Annotated in this window: 15 protein-coding genes; 6 read left to right on the forward strand and 9 right to left on the reverse strand. The window is 60.5% G+C overall.

Going from position 1 to position 22,932, the window contains the following annotated elements; genetic code table 11:
* Window positions 1–74: 74 nt before the first annotated feature.
* Both KUV86_RS04965 and KUV86_RS04970 read right to left on the reverse strand, forming a co-directional pair.
* A complete protein-coding gene (locus tag KUV86_RS04965) occupies window positions 75–1,181 on the reverse strand; it encodes an alpha/beta hydrolase (protein ID WP_222483817.1) in 1,107 nt (368 codons plus the stop codon).
* A 76-nt stretch (window positions 1,182–1,257) separates the two neighbouring features.
* Window positions 1,258–2,688 (reverse strand): MFS transporter, encoded by a 1,431-nt coding sequence (locus KUV86_RS04970; protein ID WP_222483819.1) that lies wholly within the window; start codon window positions 2,686–2,688, stop codon window positions 1,258–1,260.
* 403 nt (window positions 2,689–3,091) lie between these two features.
* Here KUV86_RS04970 and KUV86_RS04975 point away from each other — a divergent pair, with 403 nt between their 5' ends.
* Together KUV86_RS04975 and KUV86_RS04980 are read left to right on the forward strand one after the other, a co-directional pair.
* A complete protein-coding gene (locus tag KUV86_RS04975) occupies window positions 3,092–5,221 on the forward strand; it encodes a TonB-dependent siderophore receptor (protein WP_222483821.1) in 2,130 nt (709 codons plus the stop codon).
* 468 nt (window positions 5,222–5,689) lie between these two features.
* Window positions 5,690–7,585, forward strand: coding sequence for a calcium-binding protein (locus KUV86_RS04980; protein WP_222483822.1), 1,896 nt, complete (start codon window positions 5,690–5,692; stop codon window positions 7,583–7,585).
* 94 nt (window positions 7,586–7,679) lie between these two features.
* Here the strand turns inward: KUV86_RS04980 and KUV86_RS04985 are convergent, their stop codons facing one another.
* From KUV86_RS04985 to KUV86_RS05005, 5 genes are all read right to left on the reverse strand, one after another.
* Window positions 7,680–8,399: a DsbA family protein gene (locus KUV86_RS04985; protein WP_222483824.1), complete on the reverse strand. Its 720-nt coding sequence runs from the start codon at window positions 8,397–8,399 to the stop codon at window positions 7,680–7,682.
* Window positions 8,400–8,666: 267 nt separating this feature from the next.
* Window positions 8,667–9,677: a FecCD family ABC transporter permease gene (locus tag KUV86_RS04990; protein WP_315900960.1), complete on the reverse strand. Its 1,011-nt coding sequence runs from the start codon at window positions 9,675–9,677 to the stop codon at window positions 8,667–8,669.
* Window positions 9,674–10,678, reverse strand: coding sequence for a FecCD family ABC transporter permease (locus tag KUV86_RS04995; RefSeq protein ID WP_222483825.1), 1,005 nt, complete (start codon window positions 10,676–10,678; stop codon window positions 9,674–9,676). Before KUV86_RS04995 ends, KUV86_RS04990 begins: the two co-directional genes overlap by 4 nt.
* Before the next feature lie 10 nt (window positions 10,679–10,688).
* Entirely contained in the window at window positions 10,689–11,672 is a 984-nt protein-coding gene (locus KUV86_RS05000) for an ABC transporter substrate-binding protein (RefSeq protein ID WP_261397535.1), read from the reverse strand.
* Between the two features lie 107 nt (window positions 11,673–11,779).
* Entirely contained in the window at window positions 11,780–13,993 is a 2,214-nt protein-coding gene (locus tag KUV86_RS05005; protein WP_222483826.1) for a TonB-dependent siderophore receptor, read from the reverse strand.
* Window positions 13,994–15,415: 1,422 nt separating this feature from the next.
* On the opposite strand from KUV86_RS05005, the gene KUV86_RS05010 reads away from it, so the two are divergent.
* Both KUV86_RS05010 and KUV86_RS05015 read left to right on the forward strand, forming a co-directional pair.
* Window positions 15,416–17,116, forward strand: a complete 1,701-nt coding sequence (locus tag KUV86_RS05010) for a sodium:solute symporter family protein (RefSeq protein ID WP_224908296.1) — start codon at window positions 15,416–15,418, stop codon at window positions 17,114–17,116.
* A gap of 54 nt (window positions 17,117–17,170) precedes the next feature.
* Window positions 17,171–17,299: a putative transporter small subunit gene (locus KUV86_RS05015; protein WP_222162054.1), complete on the forward strand. Its 129-nt coding sequence runs from the start codon at window positions 17,171–17,173 to the stop codon at window positions 17,297–17,299.
* A gap of 189 nt (window positions 17,300–17,488) precedes the next feature.
* Here the strand turns inward: KUV86_RS05015 and KUV86_RS05020 are convergent, their stop codons facing one another.
* Window positions 17,489–18,658, reverse strand: a complete 1,170-nt coding sequence (locus KUV86_RS05020; RefSeq protein ID WP_206942669.1) for an L-dopachrome tautomerase-related protein — start codon at window positions 18,656–18,658, stop codon at window positions 17,489–17,491.
* A 169-nt stretch (window positions 18,659–18,827) separates the two neighbouring features.
* Here KUV86_RS05020 and KUV86_RS05025 point away from each other — a divergent pair, with 169 nt between their 5' ends.
* Window positions 18,828–21,017, forward strand: coding sequence for an OsmC domain/YcaO domain-containing protein (locus KUV86_RS05025; protein ID WP_222483827.1), 2,190 nt, complete (start codon window positions 18,828–18,830; stop codon window positions 21,015–21,017).
* Window positions 21,018–21,160: 143 nt separating this feature from the next.
* Here the strand turns inward: KUV86_RS05025 and KUV86_RS05030 are convergent, their stop codons facing one another.
* On the reverse strand, window positions 21,161–21,883 hold the full coding sequence (locus tag KUV86_RS05030) for an SDR family oxidoreductase (protein WP_222483829.1): 723 nt from the start codon (window positions 21,881–21,883) through the stop codon (window positions 21,161–21,163).
* Window positions 21,884–22,004: 121 nt separating this feature from the next.
* Between KUV86_RS05030 and KUV86_RS05035 the strand changes: the two genes are divergently transcribed.
* On the forward strand, window positions 22,005–22,931 hold the full coding sequence (locus KUV86_RS05035; RefSeq protein ID WP_222483831.1) for a LysR family transcriptional regulator: 927 nt from the start codon (window positions 22,005–22,007) through the stop codon (window positions 22,929–22,931).
* Window position 22,932: the final 1 nt, after the last annotated feature.

Consider the following 22,932-nt stretch of genomic DNA (forward strand, 5'->3'; position numbering starts at 1 on the left):
CAGCTAGGCTCAACCTCAATGGCGCCGCCTCATATAGGTGTGAGGCGGCTTCTTGTTGACTGCATGTTACGCCGTCACTGATCCAGCCCCTTCTCCGCCAGAAAGTCTGATACCTGGTCGGCAATGTCGATGCTGTTGAGATCGGAGAAGGGGAAGTGCGTGTTGCCCAGGATGCCAATCTCCGGGAGATGCACCAGGGTCACGTCACCACCGTGCCGGTTGACGCTGTCTCGCCAGTCTTTCGCCATATCCAGGCGCACTCTCCAGGCGTCCTGGGTGGGGATGTCGCTAGGGGCTGTCGGAATGTTGTCGCCGTAGAAGATAATGATCGGGATGCGGGTCAGCCGCTCGAACTTCTCCAGCGGCACTGCCACACCCTCTAAGGTATCGAAACTACTGACTTTGGGGGCAGGCAATTCACCCTCGGGAAAGACAAAACCGCTGCCCGGCTCGAAAGCGACGATGGCCTTGATGGCGTCGTTGGACATGGCTGTCTGCCACCCGAGTCCACCACTGTGGGAGTGGGTGAAGAGAATGCCGGGGCCGATCTCCTCAAACAACGCCGAGACAGCATCGGACATCACTTCCACGTCAAAGGGGCCGGTATCCGGCGTCATCGAGCGAAAGTACTGATCCAGGGTGTCTGGGGCCTGATCGAACTGCACACCCTCGAAGTAGTCAGGCCATACCCCCAGGCGGAACTGCCCGAACCAGAACTGCTCATCGGCGATAGGTTCGATGGTCTTGCCCTGCATGCTGCGTCCGGCGTTGCCCCGACGAGGCTGGTCGATCAGATAGACCGGAAAGCCACGACGCAAGAACAGGCTGCGAAAACCCTCGCGGCCATCCGCTGTGGTTTCCCATGTCTTCGAGAACTGCCCGAACCCATGCCACATGACGATGGGGAGTGGGCGAGGATTCTCTGGTATCTGATAGGACGCATACAGATGATCGCCGCGGAAGGTCTGTCCCGCTGGCTCGGTGGGGCGCCTGGGATCGAAGCTACCGGGTTCCTGATGAATCCTGCCGCCGACGCTGAAGCTGCCTTGCTGCTGAATGACCAGTGGGGCGGGAGGCTCGGCGGCGTGGCTAGCTGCCGGCAAGGCCAGTGCGGCGGTGAGGGCCAGGGCAGTGGCGCCTGCCACTAGCGTGGCCGTAGAGGTCTGCAATAGCGAGGTCATGGTGAAACTCCCCGATTGTCATGATGCCCCAGGGTGGCGTTGCCGTCTGACCGGGACAGGGGCTGAATGGTGGCGTTCAGGTCCGAGCGCAGTGGCGTTGGTCGCTGGGTTTCGGTGAGGGCAGTACGATCAGTAGCGTGGCCACGGCTAGAGCAATCGCCAGCAAGCCAGCACTGCCCAGCAGCGCGCTGACGAGCTGATGGGCCAGCAGTTCCCGGCCTTGCAAAGGGGAGTCACCCGCGACGGAGTAGACCACCACCAGCACGCTCAGTCCGAGCGCACCGCCCAGTTGGTGAGCCACATTGACCATGCCGGAAGCCGCACCGGCGTCACGTTCTTCCACACCAGCGACGCCGGCCACGGTCAGCGGGCCAAGAGCAAGCCCGTTACCAACGCCGATCAGCACCATGGGCAGCGCAACATCCACAGCGTAGCGTGACTCTGGCGTCAGCAGGCCGAGCCAGGCCATTCCCGCCAGCGTGCTGACGAGGGCCAGGGCCAGCAGCCGTGCATGGCCGAGGCGATGTGTCAGTCGTGTCACCAGTAGTGATGCCAGAAAAATCGGCAGGGTTACCGGCAGAAAGGCCAGGCCAGCCTCGAGGGGAGTGAACCCCATCACGTCCTGCAGAAACTGGGTGATGTAGAAGAAGAAGCTCAGCATGGCGCCAATGAACAGAAGGCGAGCGAGGTAAGCGCCGACGCGTTGGCGACTGGCAAAGAGGCGAAGCGGGAGAATGGGCTGTCTTACCCTGCTCTCATTAAAGACGAAACCGCTCAGCAGCAACCCGGCGGTTGTCAGGCTTGCCAGGGTCGGACCATCGCTCCACCCCTGCTGCGCCGAGCGAACGATGGCAAATACCAGCGCCGTCATACCTAGAGTAGAGAGCATGGCGCCGAGAGTATCGAAGGTACCGCCGCGTTTCGGCGTTTCCTCCAGCACCTGATGGGCTGCCCAGACCAAGGCTACGCCAATGGGTATATTGATGAAGAAGCCCACTCGCCACGAGAGCTCCCCAGCAAAGACGCCGCCCAGCACCAAGCCCAGGCTTGAGCCGACCCCTGCTGCCGAGGCGTAGTAGGCCAAGGCTCGGTGGCGTTGACTGCCCTCACGGAAGTGAGTGGACAGCAGGGCCAAGGTGGAGGGCGCCAGAATGGCCGCACCACTACCCTGAATGGCCCGACCCACCAGCATCCACGTTGGCGACTGGGCTAAGCCAATGGCCAGTGAAGACAGGGTGAAGAGCCCCAGGCCTGCCACCAGCATGCGCCTGCGTCCGAGCAGGTCGCCGGCACGAGCGCCCAACAGCAGTAGCCCGCCAAAGCTCAGAGTATAGGCGGTCTGGACCCAGGCCAGGCCACTTACAGAGAAGCCGAGGTCCTGTTTGATCTCGGGCAGCCCGGTAATGACGATGGAGATGTCGAGCACAATCATCAGATAGCTGGTCAGCACGATGGCGAGCACTGAGACCTGGTGTCGGGTGAAGGTGTTGGCGTCAAGGCGAGTCATGACGTGCTCCATGGCATAGGAGGACAAGCCGGTCTCGAGATCATTGCTGAGGCCAGGCATGGAAAGCGGGAGTGATCGCTAGTCTAGAGGCTCAGCCACCGTTCGATTAGCACGGGCAAACGGCATAAACTGATGTAAAAAATTCATGAATTGAGGGTGAGCGAGTATGAGGTGACAAGGAAAGAGACAGGGGGAGGCGGGAGGGAAAGCGAGGGTAAAGCGAGAGGAAAGCGACAGCGAGCGCTGGGAAGCCACAAAAGGGAAAACAGGACGGGTATGCGATGCTCATTCAAATGATTTTGTTTCTCATTCTTGACTTTGTATGACCTAATCCCGAGAATTTGGTTGCTCTGCGAACCATCACAATAACCAGACTCCATAACGATTTCTCGGGATGTATCACATGAACACTTTGCTCTATCGTTTCGTGGGCCGGGCGGGGGCCTGTCCGCGTGCGCTGACGGCCGTCTGTTGCCTGGCTCCGGTGTTGTCGTTTCCGGCACTGGCACAGGAAGCCGACAGCGATGCCAAGGATGAGGTCTATCGGCTGGCGCCCATCATCGTCAATGCCAAGGCGGTGGCTGACGATGATGCCAACGCCATTGTTGCCCAGGAGCTCTGGGTCGGTGGCAAGGTTGCCACCAGTATTCTGGATACTCCCGCATCGGTCTCGGTGATCACCCAGAAAGAGATCGAGCAGCGTAATGCCAGTACCACCGAAGAGGTGCTGCAGTACACGCCTGGCGTCATCACCGATTACTTTGGCACCGATGATCGCAACGACTACTTCCAGATTCGCGGCTTCCAGGCCACCACGTATCGGGATGGCATGACGCTTGGGTCGATGCGTGGTGTCAGAGAAGAGCCGTTCGCCTACGAGCGTATCGAGGTGCTGCGGGGGGCCAACTCCACGCTGTTCGGGCCGGCCGACCCTGGTGGATCGGTCAACTTTGTCACCAAGCGCCCGCGCTTCGAGCGTTTTGGCGAGGCCTACGCAAGCTACGGCTCCTTCGACCACCTGGAAACGGGCGTCGATTTCGGTGATGTGCTGGATGACAGTGGCACCCTGGCGTATCGGATCACTGGCAAGGTGCAGGACAGCGATCGCGAATACGACCACTCCCGCGACGACAACGAGTTTGTCATGGCAGGGCTGGCCTGGGAGCCCACCGACTTCACCACCGCCAGCCTGATCATCGATCACCTGGATCGCGATGACACACCCAATAGCGGCGGTTATCCACTCGACCGTGACTACTCGCGGGATGAGTTTTTCGGTGAGCCGGACTTCAATTACCACGATGTAGAACGTACCAGCGCGACCGGCCAGTTTACCCACGATTTCGACAATGGCCTGGTACTGCGGGGCAACCTGCGCTATAGCGATCTGTCCGATGACTTCGGCTACATCTACCTGACCGATTCCGCAGCTCGCACGGGCTCCATTGTGGACCGCGACTACTTTGGCACCGATACCGATGCCCACGAAGTGATCGGTAACCTGATGGTGCAGTACGACGCCAGATTCGATGGTTTCGACAGCAGTACACTGGTAGGCACCGAGTACCGAGACGCCTCAACCGACGATAGCTCCATCTATGGTGATGCGCAGCCGATCGACCTGTCCAACCCGACCTTCAGCGGCGGGCCATCCAGCCTCAATGTGTATAGCACCAATGACCAGGACTATGAGACCCGCTCGGTCTTCCTGCAGCAGAACCTGTCCTTCGACGATCGCTTCATCGTCACCGCAGGGGTACGCAATGACGATATGGACCTGTCGAGCAAGGGGGTGTCCTGGGGCGCCGCCTTCGACGACAGTGATGATTTCTCGGAGACGTCCTTCCGTGGCGCCTTGACCTATATCATCAATGAAGAGCTGTCTTCCTATGTCAGCTACGTCGAGTCGGTGGCACCGCCTTCCATCGGTGTGACGCCCGAGCGTGGCGAGCAGTATGAAGTGGGGCTGAAGTACGCTCCGATCGGTACCAACGCCCTGTTCTCGGCATCGGTGTATGACCTTAACCAGGACGACATCACCATCGCAGTGGTCCAGGATAGTGGGATCATCGAGCGTGAAACCATCGGGGAGTCGCGGGTAAGGGGACTGGAGCTTGAGGCCAAGGTAGAGCTTTCCGACAACCTCAGCGTGATCGGCGGCTACTCTTACATGGACTCTGAAGTGGAGCGTGGCACGCTGCGCGACGGCAGCTCCATCGAGGGCAACGAACTCACCACCACGCCGGAGCATATGGCGTCACTATGGACGCACTACACGCTGCCTGACCTGAACATGAGCGTAGGGCTTGGGGCGCGCTATACCGGTGAGTACTACTTTGATACCGCCAACACCATCAAGAGCGAGTCGGCGACCATCTTCGATGCATCGTACAGCTACCAGTTCGTGCAGAACACTGACCTCTCTCTGCATGTCAGCAACCTGTTCGACGAGAAGCACGTAGTAGGTTCCGGGACGGCGGATTACTACAACCCAGGACGCGAGGTGACCGCCAAGCTCAGCTATCGCTGGTAAAGGCTTATTTCGACGTTGTCATGTGATATGCCGTACTCGTGCAAAAGGGGCGCCGTCTAACGACGCCCCTTTTTGATGATGTATGATGGGACAGCGCGCCACGAGACGTTGGAATCAGCGGGGTAGTAAAGAGATAGAGGATGGTGCCAGAAGATGATGCTTGCCAATTGCCGTAACGGTCAGTGATGGGATGTTGTGATAGTGTCTCAATAGCTGCTATGAACGATTTTCTTCATCACGTTCTTGTGACGAACCTCATGCGTAGCCGTGGTGAGTGGAAAAGCCCTCCCTCGCCGTCAATGTCCTGGGCTGTTCGACAATGTTCCGCGACTGTGCCGTTGTTGGTAAGCCATGTTCTTGAATCTTTGCCGACGGCGCCGTACCAAAAAAAGTGTATGACATGATGTTGCTATGATGCTCTAGCCTTCCTCTGCAATGTGAATGCAGTTCCCATTTAGAGGAAGAGCGATGCCACTTTTTTCCGTTTCCAAGTTGAATGTTGAAGATGCAAAGGCACTGACCGTCACGGCATACGAACTCGCGCTATATTCTAATTCGGCTGATGATGACGCTGGCTTCTCGGCGGTTGATGTGCTTGAAACCATTAACCATGTGTCAGGGCCGGCACTGGAAAGCGAGCATAAAATACCATCCGGATGGCGTGAAGTGTCCGCTGCTGAGCTAGGGCTTGATGCTTCCATTGTTGATAAAGACGGTTACATCACACTGAGCAGTCCTTTGCTGGGAGGTGTCTCGGGGGGACCGCAGCTGAAAGTCCTCGCTGAACATGACTCTCTAGGTAACATCAGCCGTGTCTGTGTCTCCTATGCCGGCACCAACAATCCGGTCGATATTGTCGACTATTTTTACTTGAATGAGGGCAATCAGATTGCCGACACCATGGAACCTGTGTTGGCAAGTGTGGCCAGTTACATGAATGCACATGGCTTGAGTGGAGACGATGCCATCATTACCGGCTACAGCCTGGGCGGAGCCCTGACCAATATTCAAGCGCGCTTCTCTGGCCAGTTGGCAGATGGCTTCTTTGCAGAGAGCAATTACATGGGCTATGCATCGCCTTTCATTTTTGAGGCTGATAATGTCCTGAATGTCGGGTTTGAAAATGACGCCGTGTATCGCTATGTGGGGGATCACGAGGCCCTGGAGACGGCCATCGGCAATCTTGAAGGCGCCTTGGAGAACAATGATGGCAACTACTCAAGCTCCGTAGACAACCTCGTTATATTTGATGACGTTTATGCCAGTCTGACACTTTCCCTATCAAATCACTCCGTGCTAAATCCCTTTGCGTGGAGTGCCCATCTTAGTGGAAGGACTGCCGATCTGGTTTCGCGAATCGTATCGTCGTCGTTCTACGAGTGGATGAGTCAGGATAGTGTGGTCGTGGTTGCCGCGCTGGGTGAAGATGCCAGAGGCATCTATTGGGTGGGCGACATCTGGTCGCCGACGTCTGACCACTATGGTGATCCCGCCTTTATCGTGGGGAGCCACTTTGCTGACCTGCTGGCTGGCAGCGCTGCCAACGATTATATCGATGGCCTGGCTGGGGACGACCGGATACGCGCCTCCAGCGGATACAACCGGGTAGAAGGGGGAAGCGGTGACGACGCTCTGATTCTCGAAGGACGGGGTAGTGATTACGACGTTTTCAAGCTAGATGACGGTAAGGTGGCGGCATTGGGTAACGGGGGGCTGACCATCGCCCAAGGTATCGAGACGATCGAGTTCACCCGCGGTGGTGGCTGGTTCCACTCTGGTCCAGGGGTCAACTATCTCGTGCAGGACTCCCACCTTGAAGACGCATACAAGTTTTCCTGGTTTGACCGCGATATTGCCTACAGCAAGGCCACGCTGGGTGATGCTGGGGATAACGTGATCAAAGGAAAGGTCGTTTTTGCTGGCGCCGGCAACGATCACCTGAGCGGAACTTCGGGTCAGGACGTCCTGGTCGGCGAGGAAGGTCGCGACTGGCTCAATGGCGGTGGCGGCAGTGACCTGCTTTACGGCGGGGAAGGCAATGACGTGATTGTGCTGTCGGCCGGAAACGATCGTGCCAATGGTGGGACTGGGCAGGACCTCTTCGTGGTGAAGGACGGTGCTGCCATGCACGCGGTGATCGAAGACTTTGCGCTGGAAGGGGAGCAGAAGGATATTCTCGATCTGCGTGATGTGTTGTCGGACGATGCTGCCTTCGAGCGTTCACTGGTTCAGGTTGGCGATGACAGTGTCGTGCACTTTGCGGGGGGCACGGTCAGGCTGGAAGGCGTCGATGCAGCGTCGCTGATGCATGGCGCGGTGTTGACGGGGCAAGTCGACTTACCTGACGCGCTCTCCGTCGTCTGATAGGACGCCTGCGACCGCTCGGATCCGCCGAGCGGTCGTCAGGATGGAGGCGACGCCAATGGCGATGGCTATGCCTAAGCGCAAGCCAAGCGGCCTAGCTATCCACGCCCGCCTGGTGATCTTCGTTCACCATCTCGCTTGCGACCTGTCGCAACACTTCCTGATAGTTCTCAACGCCCTGGGCCCCGGTGACCAGGTAGCGGCGGTTGAACACCATGGCAGGTACCCCGCTGATGCCCTGTTGTTGCCAGAAGGCCTGGCGCTGGCGTACCGATTCACCGCGCTCGCCCGACTCGAGTATTGCCACGACCTCATCGCGGTCATGGCCAAGATCCGCCGCCACATCGGCCAGCACGTCGATCTGGTGAAGGTCGCGGCGCTCGCTGAAGAAGGCGCTGAACAGGGCCTGCTTCATGCGGTGGCCTTCGTCTGGCGAACGCTGCTCCGCCCAGTCGATCAACTGGTGGGCGCGGAAGGTGTTCACCATGCGCATGTCATCGGTGTAGTGGAAGGCAAAGCCGAGCTCGGCGCCCATCTGGGTGAGCCGTTCCCGAGCCGCTCGTGAGTCCTCTTCGCTGGTGCCGTACTTGGCGGCGATATGCTCGCGCAGGTTTTCACCTTCCTCGCCCATCTGCGGATTGAGCTCGAAGGGGTGCCAATGGACGTCGATATTGATGCCGGTCTGACGCGACGCTTCGGCGAGCTGACGATAGCCGATGACGCACCAGGGGCAAACCACGTCGGAGACGATGTCGACGGTAATCGTGGCGTCGGTAGTGTGGTCGCCGCGACGGCTGTCGGGGTGAGCAGTCATATCAGTCTGTGCTCCTGAAAGGATCGAGTACGGCGTTGGTCGTTAGCAGAGCAATTACCTTACACCCCGCAGGTCCTTGAGGACCACCACACGCAGGCGGCCGTAGTGTCACTTTCCGGGCGGCTGGCCTGCCTGATGCCCGATAGATGAGATGCCCCCTCAATGTGAAGCCCGACAGAGGAAATTCCTGATAGGTCGGGTTCGCCGGGAGGCGATAGCCGATAGCGGACGAGGCCTATCGGCCAGCAGTCCAACCCACGCAGTAAGTCACTTGTGCCTATTGTCACGCACAAGAAAGGTCAGCAAGTACGGCGCGCCCAGTACGCCGGTGACAATGCCCACGGGGTAGCGCGCTGGGAGCAGGTGTTGGCCGATAAAGTCGGCCGCCAGTACCAGCAGCGCGCCGACCAGCATGGCCGGCAGCAATACTGAGCCCTGGTGCTGGATAAGGCGAGCAGCGATGGGACCGCTGAGAAAAGCGACGAAGGCAATCGGTCCCGTCACCGCGGTGGCAAAGGCGACCAGGCCGACAGCCGCCACCACGACGACCAGGCGCAGCAGCGATAGGCGAATACCGAGGCCGCGCGCCACATCATCTCCCATGCGCATGACCTCAAGATGGCGCGCCAGACACAGCAGGGGAATGCCAAGTAGCGCCAGTGCCAGCAATAGCGGAAGGCCTTGGGCCAAATGCACGCTGTTGAGGCTACCTGCCATCCAGCGCAGCGCTTCCTGCAGTGACCAGGCCGGTGCTTGGGTGAGCAGATAGGCGATAGCACTCTGCAGCATCGCGGAAAGGCCGATACCCACCAGAATCAGGCGAGTGTCGGCGATCCCCTTGCGCCAGGACAGCAGGTAGATACACAGCGCCACACCGAGCCCGCCGATGATGGCCATGAGCGATACCAGTGCCCCGCTGAGGGACAGCCCGATGATCGCGAACACCGCACAGGCACTGGCGCCGGTACTGATGCCGATCACGTCCGGGCTGGCCAGGGGGTTGCGCAGCATGGTCTGAAAGGCCGCACCACCTAGCCCAAAGCAGGCACCGGACAGCACGGCGACCAGGGCTCGTGGCGCACGCAGTTCCCATAGAGTGAAAGAGGCGCCAGCGATGTGCTCTCCAGAGAAAACCGCCAGGATGGTGGCGGGCGACAGATAGGACTGCCCGAGCATCAGGGTGATGGCGACGCCTGACATCACCGCGGTCACCAGGGCGACGATAATGCGCGACCGCCGTCGGTCTGCAGGGGCGCTGGATAGCGATGCGGTTGTCACAGTGACCTCAGCTGATGGCGACGAACGATCGCAATGAAGACAGGGCCGCCCACCAGGGCGGTGACGATGCCCACGTCGAGTTCCGCCGGGCTGACCAGCACACGGCCTAAAGTATCGGCCAGGGTTACCAGCAAGGCGCCGCCAAGGGCCGAGAGCGGAAGCAGCCTACGGTAGTCGCTACCCGTCATCATGCGCAGGGCGTGTGGCACCACCAGTCCGACGAAGCCGATGGGCCCGCAGGCGGCCGTGGTGGCTCCGCACAGCAGGATGGCGCCCGATGCCGCGAGCCAGCGCGCCTGGGCAACCCGTTCACCCAATCCTGTGGCGGTATCATCGCCCAGGGCCATCAGGTTGAGTCGGCGCGCCGAGCTGAGCGTCAGGATCATGCCAAGCACCATCAACGGCAGCACCGGCAGGATGCGATCGAGGGTGGCACCGCCAACGCCGCCGATCAGCCACGAGTGCAGCAGTCCGGCGATATCTGAGCGGGGCAGGATGATGGCCGAAGTGAGCGATGCCAGGGCGGCGGACATGACGGCGCCACTCAAGGCCAATCTCAGCGGCGTGGGGCCGCCGCGGCTGAGGCTGGCAATCAGGTAGACGACCAGTGCGCTGATAGCGGCACCGAGAACGGCGACCCACAGATACTCGGCAACATGCTGCATGGCAAACCAGGCAATGCCGATGACCACCGCCAGCGAGGCGCCGGCGTTGACCCCGAGAAGGCCTGGATCCGCCAACGGGTTGCGGGTCAGGCCCTGCATGCCGGCTCCGGCCACCGCCAGTGACGCACCTGCCAGGATGGCCAGTAGCGTGCGTGGCAGGCGACTGGCCACGGCGGCTTCTGCCATGGAGTCGACGCTACCGTCGGTCAGGCCCAGCAGGGTGGCCCAGCCGGTGTCCCGGGTGCCAATGCCGATGGATAACAAGGCCGCCGCCACGAGGGCGGCGGCGAGCCACCAGGTCAATGCACCTGGTGGCGTCAAGCGCTGGAGGCTCATGCCAGAACGCTCACTCCTGTTCACGTTTCAAGGCGGCCTGGGACAGCTGGTCGACGTAGGTGTCGAGCACCCAGGGTATGGACAGCGGGGTAGGGTTGGCGGCAGTGCCTTGCGGATCGTTGCCCAGCAGCACCAGCGCATCCTGCTCGACCGCTGGCAGCCGCGAGGTCAGCATGTGTTGGTTGAGCCTGTCCACCAGTGGCTGACCGCCATAGGTGACGATGATATCCACGTCGGCAATGTCATCGATACGCTCTGCGCTGATGGAGCCGCCGAAGCGACCGTCTACCGAACTGTCCGTGACAAACTGAGGTGATGTCAGGCCGAGCTCGTGAAAGAAGCGAACCCGCGCGTCGTTGTCGTTGTAGAAGTTGATCTGGCTCAGGTCGGTGGGTTTGATGTGGCTAATCAACATCGCGCTTTTGCCCTTCAGCTCCGGGTGTGACGCGATCTGTTCATTGACCTGGGCCTCCAGGCGCTCGATCAGCGCCTCGCCTTCCTCCGCCATTCCCATGCCGGCACTGTTGAGGCGGATCATGTCACGCCAGCCCGATGACCAGGGCGCCTCGGGATAGGCGACCACCGGGGCGATCTTGCTGAGGGTGTCATAGTCGGCCTGACTCATTCCCGAGTAGGCCGCGAGGATGACGTCAGGACGGCTCGCCGCCACCGCCTCGAAGTCGATCCCATCGCCTTCGTCGTACAGCGTGTAGGGGCCTGCATTCAACTCGTCCAGGCGCTCTTCCACCCATGGCTGGATGCCATCGCCGTCGTCGTCGCCGAAGGACATGGCAGCAAAGCCCACCGGCACGATGCCGAGTGCCAGAGGCACTTCGTGGTTGGCCCAGGAGACCGTGGCGATCCGTTCGGGCTGTTCCTCGATCACGGTGACACCGAGTGCGTGCTCGATTTCGATCGGGTAGTCGTCGGCGAGCACCGGCGGGGCGATGGCCATCAGCAGGCCAAGGGACAAAGGCGCGTGTCGCATGAACATCTCATCTTCCTTGTGGCGGTAGTCGCCGGCGAGCATGCGCCAGCGTGACAATCGGGAAACGTGGGACGGGCGCCGGAGGAGGCGCCCGTCGTCGACCCTGATATGACTTAGAAGTCGTAGTTCAGGCTCAGCAGTGCGCTGCGGGGTTGGCCATAGATACCCTGGCTGTAGAAGCCCAATTGAGAATAATACTCTTCATCAAACAGGTTGGTCACATTGAGCTGCGCGCTCAGATTCTCGTTGATGCGATAGCGCGCCATGGCATCGGCAACGAAGACATCGCCCTGGCCAATCTTTCTGGTTCCCAGCGGAGTATCGTTGTCGCGATAGGTATCGCCCTGCCAGCGGGCGCCGCCGCCTACGGTCAGGTCCGACCAGCGTCCCGGCAGTTGCCAGCTGGCAAAGACCTTGGCCTGCTGGCGCGCATAGCTGGTATTGAGCTGATTGCCGTCGGCATCCTCGGCATCCACCAAGGCATAGCTGGCGGAAAGGTTGACGCCTGCGGCAACTTCACCGGCAATTTCCACCTCGAAGCCTTCGACCTCAGCACCATCGGTGGTGGTATAGGCCTGATCGGTGGTGCCAGCGACAAAGACGCCGGGGAGTTCCACGGCCAGGTTGTCCTGCTGGCTCTGGAAGACAGCGAAGGACAGGTCGGCGCGGTCGTCGAACAGCTCCGCCTTCAGCCCCAGCTCGTAGTTGATGCCCTCCAAGGGATCCAGCAGCGCGCCGCTGGGGGAGCGCTCGCTCTGGGTGTTGAAGATCTCGGTGTAGCTGGCGTAAGCGCTGAGATCATCGGTGATATCAACGATCAGACCCGCATAGGGAGTGAGCTCGTTGTCATACTCGTACTCTCGTTCGCCGCGATAGTCCTGATCGATCTTCCAGTCGGTCATGCGCGCGCCGACGATAAAGTGCACCGGGTCCGCCAGCGAGAAGCGAGATACCGCGTAGTAGCCGGTCTGCTCGGTCACCGTATCATCGGTCAGTCCCCACTCACCCCAGGCGGGCTCGGCCAGCGCCGGGTCGTTGCGGTCGCTGAAGCTGCCCAGTGCCGGCACATCACCGGCCGGGCCGCGGCTGCGAATTTCGTAGTCTTCGTTGAGGTCCATGTAGCCGAAGCCCAGCTGGTGCTCGCGACCGAACAGTTCGAACGGGCCTTCCGCGCTGAGGTGCAGGTTCTTCTGGGTACGGTCTCCGCGATAGTCGAGCAGGTAGGACTCAGTGGCGTAGGAGGGCGTGTAGTAAAGCACGCCGGTCTCGCGGTCCGGGTAGCCGCCACGGTAGTTATAGGTAAGGCCGTAGTTGGCGTCGCCGTAACTGTAGGCGGCGCGGGCCTTCCAGCCGCTGTCGAAGTGGTGGGTCAGGTCGACGAAACCACGCGTGTTCTCGGTAAAGAAATTGGCCCACTCGGTGTTGTTGGCGGTAGAGCGGTCGTAGTCGGTGCGTCCGCCATCCAGGTAGTACTGAGGCACACCGATGTAGGCGCCATCCTGATCATAGTGCTGATACTCGACCCCGAGGGTGAGTTCTGTGCGGTCGGTCAGCTCAGCGGTAAGAACGCCATAGAGGGTCTCCCGGTCGTGCTCGACATCATCCATGAAACTGTCGGAGCGGTCCTTGGCGGCGACAAAGCGCACGCCGACTCGGCCTTCACTGTCCAGAGGCGTGCTGACGTCGACCACGCCACGGCCACGGTCCCAGCGACCCACCGCCGCACTGACGCTGCCGGCGGCCTCATCCAGCGGCTTCTTGCGCACGAAATTGACCGTGGCAGAGGGATCGCCGACCCCGGTCATCAGTCCGGTGGCGCCGCGTACGACTTCCACTCGGTCGTAGATGGCGGCATCCCACTCGGCATCGCCGAAGGGCCAGAACGGACTGGTGTTGCTCTGAAGTCCATCGAACTGGAAGTTGCGGATGGAGTAGCCGCGGGATTGGAAGTTGGTGCGTGTGCCATCCAGGCGAATGGCCGATACCCCCGGGAGCCGTTCGACCGCTTCGGTGGTGCTGGTGATCGCCTCGTCATCCATCTGTTGGCGAGTCAGAAAGCTCATTGACTGGGGCGTTTGACGAGGCGTCAGCGTCAGGCCGCTGGCACTGGCGCTGGATTCGACCCGGTAGGTGTCGCTCAGCTCGGTAGTGGGGCGCAGGTCCTCTCCCACCACGGTGATACTGCTTAGCTGCTCGGTGTCTTGAGCGAACGTCGCACTGGAGATCGGCAGCAGGGTGCCAGCGGTAAGGCCGATAGCCACCGTCAGAGGGTGCAGGCGAGGGCGTGAGAGGTGAAGGGCCGCGTTGGAGCGAGCGTGGTGTGCCACTGTGTCAGTTCCCTGGAATTTATTTATGAATGCGAATTATTACTGTTTTTGTTTTTGCGCGTTTATGCACAACGCCACGCTTGCTATGCGGCGTGCCATAAATGAGCGTCGCCGGGGAACGTTTCCTGGAAATCGAGAATGGGGGGAGCCGACGAACGGGGAGAAGCAGGGGATCGTCGGATATCAGGCCTTTATCGTGTAGGGCCCCTAGGTCAGGGCTGAATCTATCCGTTGAAGGAAATGATGGGCCCAGTGTTTACCGCGCAGACGTCGATGCACCTTGGGGGAGGTGAGACGTTGGAGCCGGTCGCCGTGCGGGGACATCGTCGCGCGGAGATGGAAGGGCGACTTCCTTTGCTCGCGTGAGCGGTAGCAGGGTGGTGCGTGAGCGGTAGCAGGGTGGTGCGTGAGAGTCAGCCAGCGGGGATAGGGTGCGGCTCGGACGGGGTAAGGCTTGCACAAGGTGAAGCTTTGATAGTGTGACGACAGGTGACGCTCCTGCCGATGTGTCGGCACCTTTATAGAAAGATAACTTTGCTCCATGTTAGGCAGGTTGGACATTTCAGTTCTGGCTCAGTAAGGTATGGGTCTTGCGTCGCAAGGAGATCCGCCTTTTTCGCCGGAAAAGCGCGCCAAATGGATTTTCTGTCGCCGTACTAAGTATAAAATGTTGCTGGTGTCATCGTAGGTCCCACTAGCGATTTATGATGAGAAAAGTGTAAAACTCGACAAATTTCAGGTTGGGTTTTCGCGCTATTTATTGACGAAACCTGCCATTGAAAGGTTCGTGTCGTTTCCTTGTCGATATAGAGGATGAAGATGTCGCCTCATTACTCCGACCAGGGTCGTTGCATGCCCCGTCGACCTCCTCCCTCCTGCCTGTAGGGAGTGGCGCCTGCGTGCTGACCTGAGCACGTGACTCAGTGATGATGGCTGTGCAACTGCCCTTGGGATCAGGTTTCCGGCAGCTGGCGACGGATGACGCCCTTATTGCATCGCCTAACTAAGCCGGCCTTGATGTCGTTGCGAGCTTGATGTCGTCCTGAGTGAGTCCGCGGCCAAGTCGCTCTGAGCTCGCCATGGTGCGAGTCAGGCAGTCGGCATGTTTCCAGGCGGAAACGACCTTCCCCTCCCTGCCCCTATGTTGCCCAACGCTATGCTATGCGCCGTCGCACGGTGCTGCGGTGTTGTGGGCCACTTTTCCGTTCGCTGTTTGACGTCGCAGCCCTTGCTTCGCGGGTGCTGGCTAGCATGCCATGCATCTGGCGCTCGCTGGTGGAGACTGCGCGCCTCCCATAGCGGAACTCGACGGCATGCCACGGAAAACGCTGCGTAAATGTTTCGATCGCGGTCGTTTATGCGGTGTTTCCCTGACGCGACACAAATCGGCATGCCTGTGTTCAACTCACAATAGGATTGCCCTTGAACAGTTCTTCGCTTTACCAATTCTCGACCTGGACCGTCATCCTGTTGATGGTCGCTTTTTATGGCGGTACCTACCTGCTGACCCTCGGCATCCGCAAGAAGAAAGAAGACGCCGACGCCTTCATGGTCTCGAACCACCGGGTCGGTTTCGGCATCGGTGCCGCCAGCATGACGGCCACCTGGATCTGGGCCGCCTCCTTCTACGCCGCTGCCACCTCCGGTTATACCTATGGTGTGTCCGGCCCGATTCACTACGGGCTGTGGGGCGCGCTGATGATCCTGTTCATCTATCCCTTCGGCCGCCGCTTCCGCAAGCTTGCCCCCAACGCCCACACCCTGGGCGAGCTGATTCATGCGCGCCACGGCTCCTCCAGCCAGCTGATCCTGGCGCTATCGAATCTGCTCGGCAGCATCATCAGCCTGATGGTCAACTTCACTGCCGCCGGCGCGCTGGTGTCGGTGCTCTCGCCGCTATCGTTCCAGGCCGGCGTGATCATCGCTGGCGTTGGCGTGTTGCTGTACACGCTGTGGTCGGGCTTTCGCGCCTCGGTGCTGACGGACTTTGCTCAACTGGTCGCGCTGATGGCGATCGCCGTGGTGATCATTCCGGCGGTGTTCTTTTCCATGGGTGGGCCGACCGAGCTGGTGGCCGGTCTCGATAACCTGACGCCTGAGCAGGCCGATTTCTTCTCGATGGACGCTATTCTCAACCAGGGCGCGCCCTTCTTCGTGGCGGTATTGGCCTATGCCATCGGTAATCAGACCATTTCCCAGCGCCTGTTCGCGGTGAACGAAGATCACATCAAGCCGACCTTCCTCACCGCTACCGTGGGGTATGGCGCCATCGTTATCGGCCTTGGCATGATCGGCCTGATGGCGCTGACGCTGGGGGTCGAGCCCCTCAACGGAGACATGAACAACCTGATCCCGCAGATGGTATCTAGCTACCTGCCGCCGGTGTTCATCGCGGCCTTCTTCATCCTGGTGATCGGCTCATTGTCCTCGACCGCCGATTCCGACCTGTCGGCCCTGTCTGCGATCATGATGGCCGACGTCTACGGCAAGAACATTGCCCGTGGCAAGGCCGACCCCCGCCGCATGCTGCTGGTGGGCCGCCTCACGATGATCGTGGCCACCATGATCGGCATCGTCTTCGCGAGCTTCTCGCTGGACATTCTGGTGATGCTGGTATTCGTCGGCGCGCTATGGGGCGCCATCGTCTTCCCGGTCATTGCCAGCTGCTTCTGGAGCCGGGTCACCAACGCTGCCTTCACCACCTCGGTGCTGGTGGCCATGGTGGCCTTCTGTGCGGCGCGCTTCGAATGGCTGCCGATGACCGGTATCACCGGGCTTGGGTTCGAGCTGCTGGCCAGCATCGGCGGCGGCATCATCATCGCGCTGATGGTGTTCGGCTTCCTGGGTCGTGTGGCCGGCGCGCTGGCTGGACTTGCGGCCTTCGTTGCCATGCTGGTATTCGCTACCGGCTTCCTGCGCGAGTACACCGTTCTGCTGGCGTCATTGACGGCCTATGGCACCAGCACGCTGGTCTGTGTGGCGATGAGTCTCGCCAGTCGTGAACGCTTTGACTTCGACTGTATTGCAGAGCGTGTCGGCAACTATGACGCCGCCGATGCCGCGCCGGTAGCCGACGAGCACCCGCGCAAGCCCGCCCCGGCAGGACTTGCGACCCAGCGCTGAACCCTTGTTTGACGGGCGCCGCAGGCTGGTGGCGCCCACCAATGGAGATTCCCCATGACCCTGCTCTTTGGCCTTTACGTATTGATCTGGCCTGCCCTCACCCTAGGCGTGCTTCTGCTGATCTGCCGCGCCGTTGCCCGCGACCGTCGTGAGGCGAAAAAGGACCACCGCACCCTGGTGTGAGACGCGACGCGCACTGACCTGTTGCGTTACCTGACCTCGATGCGAGGGACAGGCCACAACGCGAGAAGCCGCCCCTCGGGGCGGCTTCTTTCATTATGGCTGGCCTTATGGGGCTGTCCTTATGGCTGGCGGTAGGGCGGGGAGGTCCCTTCAGCGCCGCGCCATGCCAGATCAGATCAGACAAAGGACTCAGTCTTCCTCTGTCTCGTCTGCTTCTTCTGTCTCGGCATCGCCGACCCAGACTTTGAGGATGGCGTAAGGCGCCTTGCCCTCATCGTCCCCACCGGTGAACGGCGGTGCCTTGTGCAGCTGATTCACCGCGACATAGAGCCAGCCATCGTCAGCAAGACGCACACTGTCAGGCCAGTCCAGGCGTTCGTCGCGCACGAGTGGCTCCAGGCGTCCATCCATGGTCAGGATGTCAACGCCATTCTCGTTGAGGTTGGTGAAGAAGTGGCGCCCATCCTCGACGGTGTCGGCGCCGTCAGATACCGGCTTGTCACCGACCCGGGTGATGGCATTTGCCAGGTCGTCACGCTCCGCGTCCTCGACCAGCAGGTCCGTAGGCATGGCGTACCAGCTTTGACCATTCATGGCGCCGTAGAACAGCGTTTCACCGTTAGCTGACAGGGTGATGGGGTTGACTCCGACGCTGGCCGGTTCGCCGCCAAACTGGATGTCTTCGCCGTTGATGGTGAGCGTCGCGGACGCCTCAGCCTGCAGCGAGGGATGATCATCAAAGCGGTGAGCCTCGCCGCTCTCCAGGTCGAGGGTGATGATGCCCGGCGTGGCGATATCTGCCAGGTAGGCAACACCGCGTTCGCGGTCCACTTCCAGATCCTGGACAAAGCTGCCCTCAGGGGCGATGTCCTGGGGCAAGGTAATCTTGTCGATCAACTCGCCGGAGGCAATATCAAACCCCCAAAGTCGCGTCTTGCCCAGGTGGTTGCCCATATCCGTGATCCACAGGCCCCCTTGGCCATCCAGGGCAATGCCCAGCGGTGAATCGATGGTGTCGTCGGTGTAGTCACCACCATGGGTCTGCACCTGTGGCGATGGCCAGGCCCGGTAGCTGTGGGGACCGGTGATCTCGATCAACTGGACGTCGTGATCGCCGTCCATAGGATGGACGGTGGAGAAGATGCGACCTTCTGCAGTAACGGTGACGTTGCCTGGGCGCAATGGAAGTTCGGCAACGCTTCTGATCTCGCCGCGATACAGAGGCTCTGCGGCAGCCTGATAGTGACCCTGGAGGGGGGCATGGGCGACCGCGGTGACGGGCAGGGTGGCGGCCATCAATGCGGACAGCAGCAGTGAACGGGGAAGCTCGCGCTGGGCACGGCGACGGGCGGTGGACATGGGGCGACCTCGTAATAGCGATAACTTGAGCGACTGCTCAATGCCCAACCCTAGCATGTTTTGTGCTCACCCCAAGACGTCGCCGGGGGAAAACTGGATAATGCGCCCCAAAGGCGTTGTCGGGAGCGAGTGTCCGACGACCCAAATCCATTACTCCGGTGCTGACTCCATGGAAATCAAGGTCAATTTTCTCGACAACCTGAGGCTCGAGGCCAAGTTCGACGACTTCACCGTCGTCACCGACCAGCCGATTCGCTACAAGGGTGACGGCTCGGCGCCGAGTCCCTTTGACTACTTTCTGGCGTCGTCTGCTCTGTGCGCCGCCTATTTCGTCAAGGTGTACTGCGTCGCGCGGGATATTCCCACCGAGAATATTCGCCTCTCGCAGAACAACATCGTTGACCCGGAAAATCGCTACAACCAGATCTTCAAGATCCAGGTCGAGCTGCCGGAAGATCTGTCTGACAAGGACCGCCAGGGCATCCTGCGCTCCATCGAACGCTGTACCGTCAAGAAGGTGGTGCAGACCGGTCCCGAGTTCCAGATCGAGACGGTGGAGAACCTCGACGAAGACGCCCAGGCGCTGCTGATGGCGGAGCCGCCGGAGGGAGAGCGTACCTGGATCGAGGGCAAGGACCTCCCTCTGGAGCAGACCATTGCCAACATGACCGGCATGCTGGCGGAGCTCGGCATGAAGGTCGAGATCGCCTCCTGGCGCAATATCGTGCCCCACGTCTGGTCGCTGCATATCCGCGACGCTGCATCCCCCATGTGCTTCACCAACGGCAAGGGCGCGACCAAGGAAAGCGCGCTGTGCTCGGCGCTGGGTGAGTTCATCGAGCGCTTGAGCTGCAACTTCTTCTACAACGACCAGTTCTTCGGTGAAGAGATCGCCTCGAGCGAATTCGTTCACTATCCCTGCGAAAAGTGGTTTCAGCCAGGGCCCAACGACGAGCTGCCCAAGGGCATTCTCGACGACTACTGCCTGGAGATCTTCGATCCGGACGGTGAGCTTCAGGGCTCGCACCTGATCGATACCAACTCGGGCAAGGTCGAGCGCGGTATCGTTTCGCTACCGTTCGTGCGTCAGTCCGATGGCGAGGTGGTCTACTTTCCGTCGAACCTGATCGAGAACCTGTATCTGTCCAACGGCATGAGCGCCGGCAACACCCTGGCCGAAGCCCAGGTACAGTGCCTGTCGGAGATCTTCGAGCGGGCGGTGAAACGACAGATTCTGGAGCAGGAGCTGGCGCTGCCAGACGTGCCCGACGAGGTGCTGGCCAAGTACCCGGATATCGTTGAAGGCGTCAAGGCGCTGGAGGATCAGGGCTTTCCGGTGTTGGTGAAGGATGCCTCGCTTGGCGGGCAGTTTCCGGTAGCCTGTGTGACCTTGATGAACCCCAAGACGGGCGGCGTGTTCGCCTCCTTTGGCGCTCATCCGAGCTTCCAGGTCGCCGTGGAGCGCAGTCTGACCGAGCTGATGCAGGGTCGCAGTTTTGAAGGCCTGAATGACTTCATGCCACCGACCTTCAACTCCCTTGCCGTGACCGAGCCGAACAACTTCGTCGAGCATTTCATCGACTCCTCGGGCCTGGTGTCCTGGCGCTTCTTCAGTGCCAGGGCGGATGTCGAGTTTGTCGAGTGGGACTTCTCCGGCAGCAATGACGAAGAAGCGGCGACCCTGTTCGGCATTCTCGAGGAGCTTGGCAAGGAAGCCTACATGATGGTCCACGAGGATCTCGGGGCGCCGGTCTGTCGCATCCTGGTGCCAGGCTATTCCGAGGTCTACCCCGTCGAGGATCTGGTCTGGGACAACACCAACGTGGCGCTTGAGTACCGCGAGGACATCCTCAACTTGCACCGGCTCGACGAAGAGCAGCTCAGTGATCTGCTCGAACGTCTCGACGAGAGCCAGCTCGATGAGCACATGGATATCATCACCCTGATCGGCATTGAGTTTGACGAGAATACCGTGTGGGGCCAGCTCACCATTCTCGAGCTCAAGCTGATGCTGAATCTGGCGCTGGGCCAGCATGAAGAGGCCCTGGATCGGGTCGAGATGTTCCTGCAGTACAACGATAACACCGTCGAGCGTGGCCTGTTCTACCAGGCGGTGCGGGCGGTGTTGGAGATCGAGCTCGATGAGGAGCTTGAGCGCGATGACTTCCTCTACAACCTACGCCGCATGTTCGGTGAGGACACCATGGACACGGTGGTGCGGGCCGTTGACGGTGAGCTGCGCTTCCCGGGGCTTACGCCCACCAGTATCCAGCTGGAGGGCCTGGAGAAGCATCAGCGTCTGATCGAGAGCTACAAGAAGCTGCACGCGCGCAGGGCTAGGCTGGCGGCTGAAGGCTGACTCGGCGGCGACTGCGAGTTCAATGAGGCCAGATGACCAAAGCCCCTCTGCCGTTAAGCTGCAGAGGGGCTTTTTTACGTCAGCGGCGCACATCGAACTCTGAGGCCGTACCTATGCCGTACCTACGAGCAACGTCGTGGCCATCAGGCGGGCTGTCGCGTTGCCGCGATGGTCACGTCGCGGATGTTGATATGCTGAGGCAGCTGATACATGTAGAGCGCGGCTGCGGCGATATCATCGGCATGCAGTACGCCTCCCATAGAGGCTTTCCACTGTTGGTAGCCTTCTATGATGTCGGGGTCTGTGGTGTGTCCCAGTAACTCCGTATCGACCGCGCCTGGATGAATGGCCATGACGCGGACGCCACTGTCGGCCACTTCTTCACGCAGGTTTTCGCTGATGGCACTCGCCGCGAACTTGCTGCCAACGTAAGCCGCGTGGTTGGGGAAGCTCTTCTTGCCGGCGATGGAACTGATATTGAGAATGGTGCCCGCACCGCGTTCACACATGGCGGCCAGCACGGCTTGGGTTCCATGCAACAGGCCCAGCACGTTGACGTCGAGCATTCGCTTCCACTCTGCTGCATCCTGAGTCGCGAGCTGGCCCAGCAACATGACCCCCGCGTTGTTGACCAACAGGTCCGTGGGCCCGAATGTCTTCTCGGCCTCGCCAATGGCGTTGGCCAGGGCGGATGGGTCGGTCACATCGACCTGTCGGCACAGGCTGTCGGGAAGGTTCATCGCTTGCATGGGTTCGAGTCGGCGCGCCAGCAACAGCAAGGGGTGTCCGGCGCTGGAGAAATGGCGGGCGATTGCGGCACCGATGCCAGAAGAGGCTCCGGTAATGACAACGAGGGGCTTGGTCATGGTGTCACCTTTGCGTGTGAAAAGCCGTGCGAGACGGCCTTTGTGAATCGACAGGGGCGCATTCTGGGGCTTGCCGCTATGATGAAAAATCCATCTATTGCAAAATGACTGTTCACATTTTATGAACGATATCCCTTGGCGCTGGACGCGTGCCTTTCTGCTGGTCGCTGAGCACGGCAGTTTTACCGCGGCAGCCCATGCTTCTGGCCAGTCCAAGGCGAACCTCAGCCAGCAGATCACCGAGCTGGAACGCGCGCTCAAGGTGCAGTTGCTTCACCGCACCACGCGCCGCTTGAGCCTCACCAGCGTGGGGGAGGGGTACTTCGAGCGCGCGACTCTGGCGTTTCAGCAGCTCGATGCGGCCACCGAGTGGGCCATGCAGTCGACGCGAGAACTCAAGGGCGTGATTCGAATGAACGCGGTGGGTGGTCTGGTAGGCGAAGAACTCATTGCACCGCTGGTGTTTCGGTTCCAGCAGGCGAATCCCTGGGTCGAGGTGGAGTTGGACTTCTCCAGCCTGCGGGTAGACCTGCTGACGAGCCGCTACGATCTGGTGATGCGCATGGGTGAGCTGGAAGACTCCACGCTGGTGGCCAGGCGGCTGCACCAGGTCACCACGCGCTATGTGGCAAGTCCGGAGTTGCTTGAGCAACACGCACCTGTGCGCAGGCCCGAAGATTTGCAGGGGCTGCCGTTGATCTACGGGAGCGTTGATCACTGGTTATTGAAGCGGGGGGATCAGCAGCGGGTAGTGCAGGCCCGCGGAGGCTTCAAGATCGTCAGTGGCCATGCGATGCGTCAAGCCGCGTTGTCTGGCCTTGGTGTCACCCGCTTGGTCGATGTCTACGTCGAGGCGGACATCGCCCGGGGTGACCTAGTCGAGGTGTTACCTGATTGGTCTGATACGACTCCCTTGTCGCTGGTCTGCCCGCCCCATCGCTATCAGCTTGAGCGAGTGCGCGCGCTGATGAGCTGGTTGATCCAGGAGTTTCCTGACGTGTACACCCGGGCCCTGCGCGAGGGGCTAGCGGCAAAGCGCGTGCGTTAGG

Origin of the sequence: Halomonas sp. DP8Y7-3 (assembly GCF_019801675.1) — a bacterium.
GTDB lineage: Bacteria > Pseudomonadota > Gammaproteobacteria > Pseudomonadales > Halomonadaceae > Halomonas > Halomonas litopenaei_A.

What these genes read in the sequence shown, in the direction of transcription:
- KUV86_RS05000 (WP_261397535.1), bottom strand. Translation starts at nt 11,672, where the DNA reads ATGTTCATGCGACACGCGCCTTTGTCCCTTGGCCTGCTGATGGCCATC.
- KUV86_RS05020 (WP_206942669.1), bottom strand. Translation starts at nt 18,658, where the DNA reads ATGTCCACCGCCCGTCGCCGTGCCCAGCGCGAGCTTCCCCGTTCACTG.
- KUV86_RS05015 (WP_222162054.1), top strand. Translation starts at nt 17,171, where the DNA reads ATGACCCTGCTCTTTGGCCTTTACGTATTGATCTGGCCTGCCCTCACC.
- KUV86_RS04975 (WP_222483821.1), top strand. Translation starts at nt 3,092, where the DNA reads ATGAACACTTTGCTCTATCGTTTCGTGGGCCGGGCGGGGGCCTGTCCG.
- KUV86_RS04965 (WP_222483817.1), bottom strand. Translation starts at nt 1,181, where the DNA reads ATGACCTCGCTATTGCAGACCTCTACGGCCACGCTAGTGGCAGGCGCC.
- KUV86_RS04980 (WP_222483822.1), top strand. Translation starts at nt 5,690, where the DNA reads ATGCCACTTTTTTCCGTTTCCAAGTTGAATGTTGAAGATGCAAAGGCA.
- KUV86_RS05030 (WP_222483829.1), bottom strand. Translation starts at nt 21,883, where the DNA reads ATGACCAAGCCCCTCGTTGTCATTACCGGAGCCTCTTCTGGCATCGGT.
- KUV86_RS04985 (WP_222483824.1), bottom strand. Translation starts at nt 8,399, where the DNA reads ATGACTGCTCACCCCGACAGCCGTCGCGGCGACCACACTACCGACGCC.
- KUV86_RS05025 (WP_222483827.1), top strand. Translation starts at nt 18,828, where the DNA reads ATGGAAATCAAGGTCAATTTTCTCGACAACCTGAGGCTCGAGGCCAAG.
- KUV86_RS04995 (WP_222483825.1), bottom strand. Translation starts at nt 10,678, where the DNA reads ATGAGCCTCCAGCGCTTGACGCCACCAGGTGCATTGACCTGGTGGCTC.
- KUV86_RS04970 (WP_222483819.1), bottom strand. Translation starts at nt 2,688, where the DNA reads ATGACTCGCCTTGACGCCAACACCTTCACCCGACACCAGGTCTCAGTG.
- KUV86_RS05035 (WP_222483831.1), top strand. Translation starts at nt 22,005, where the DNA reads ATGAACGATATCCCTTGGCGCTGGACGCGTGCCTTTCTGCTGGTCGCT.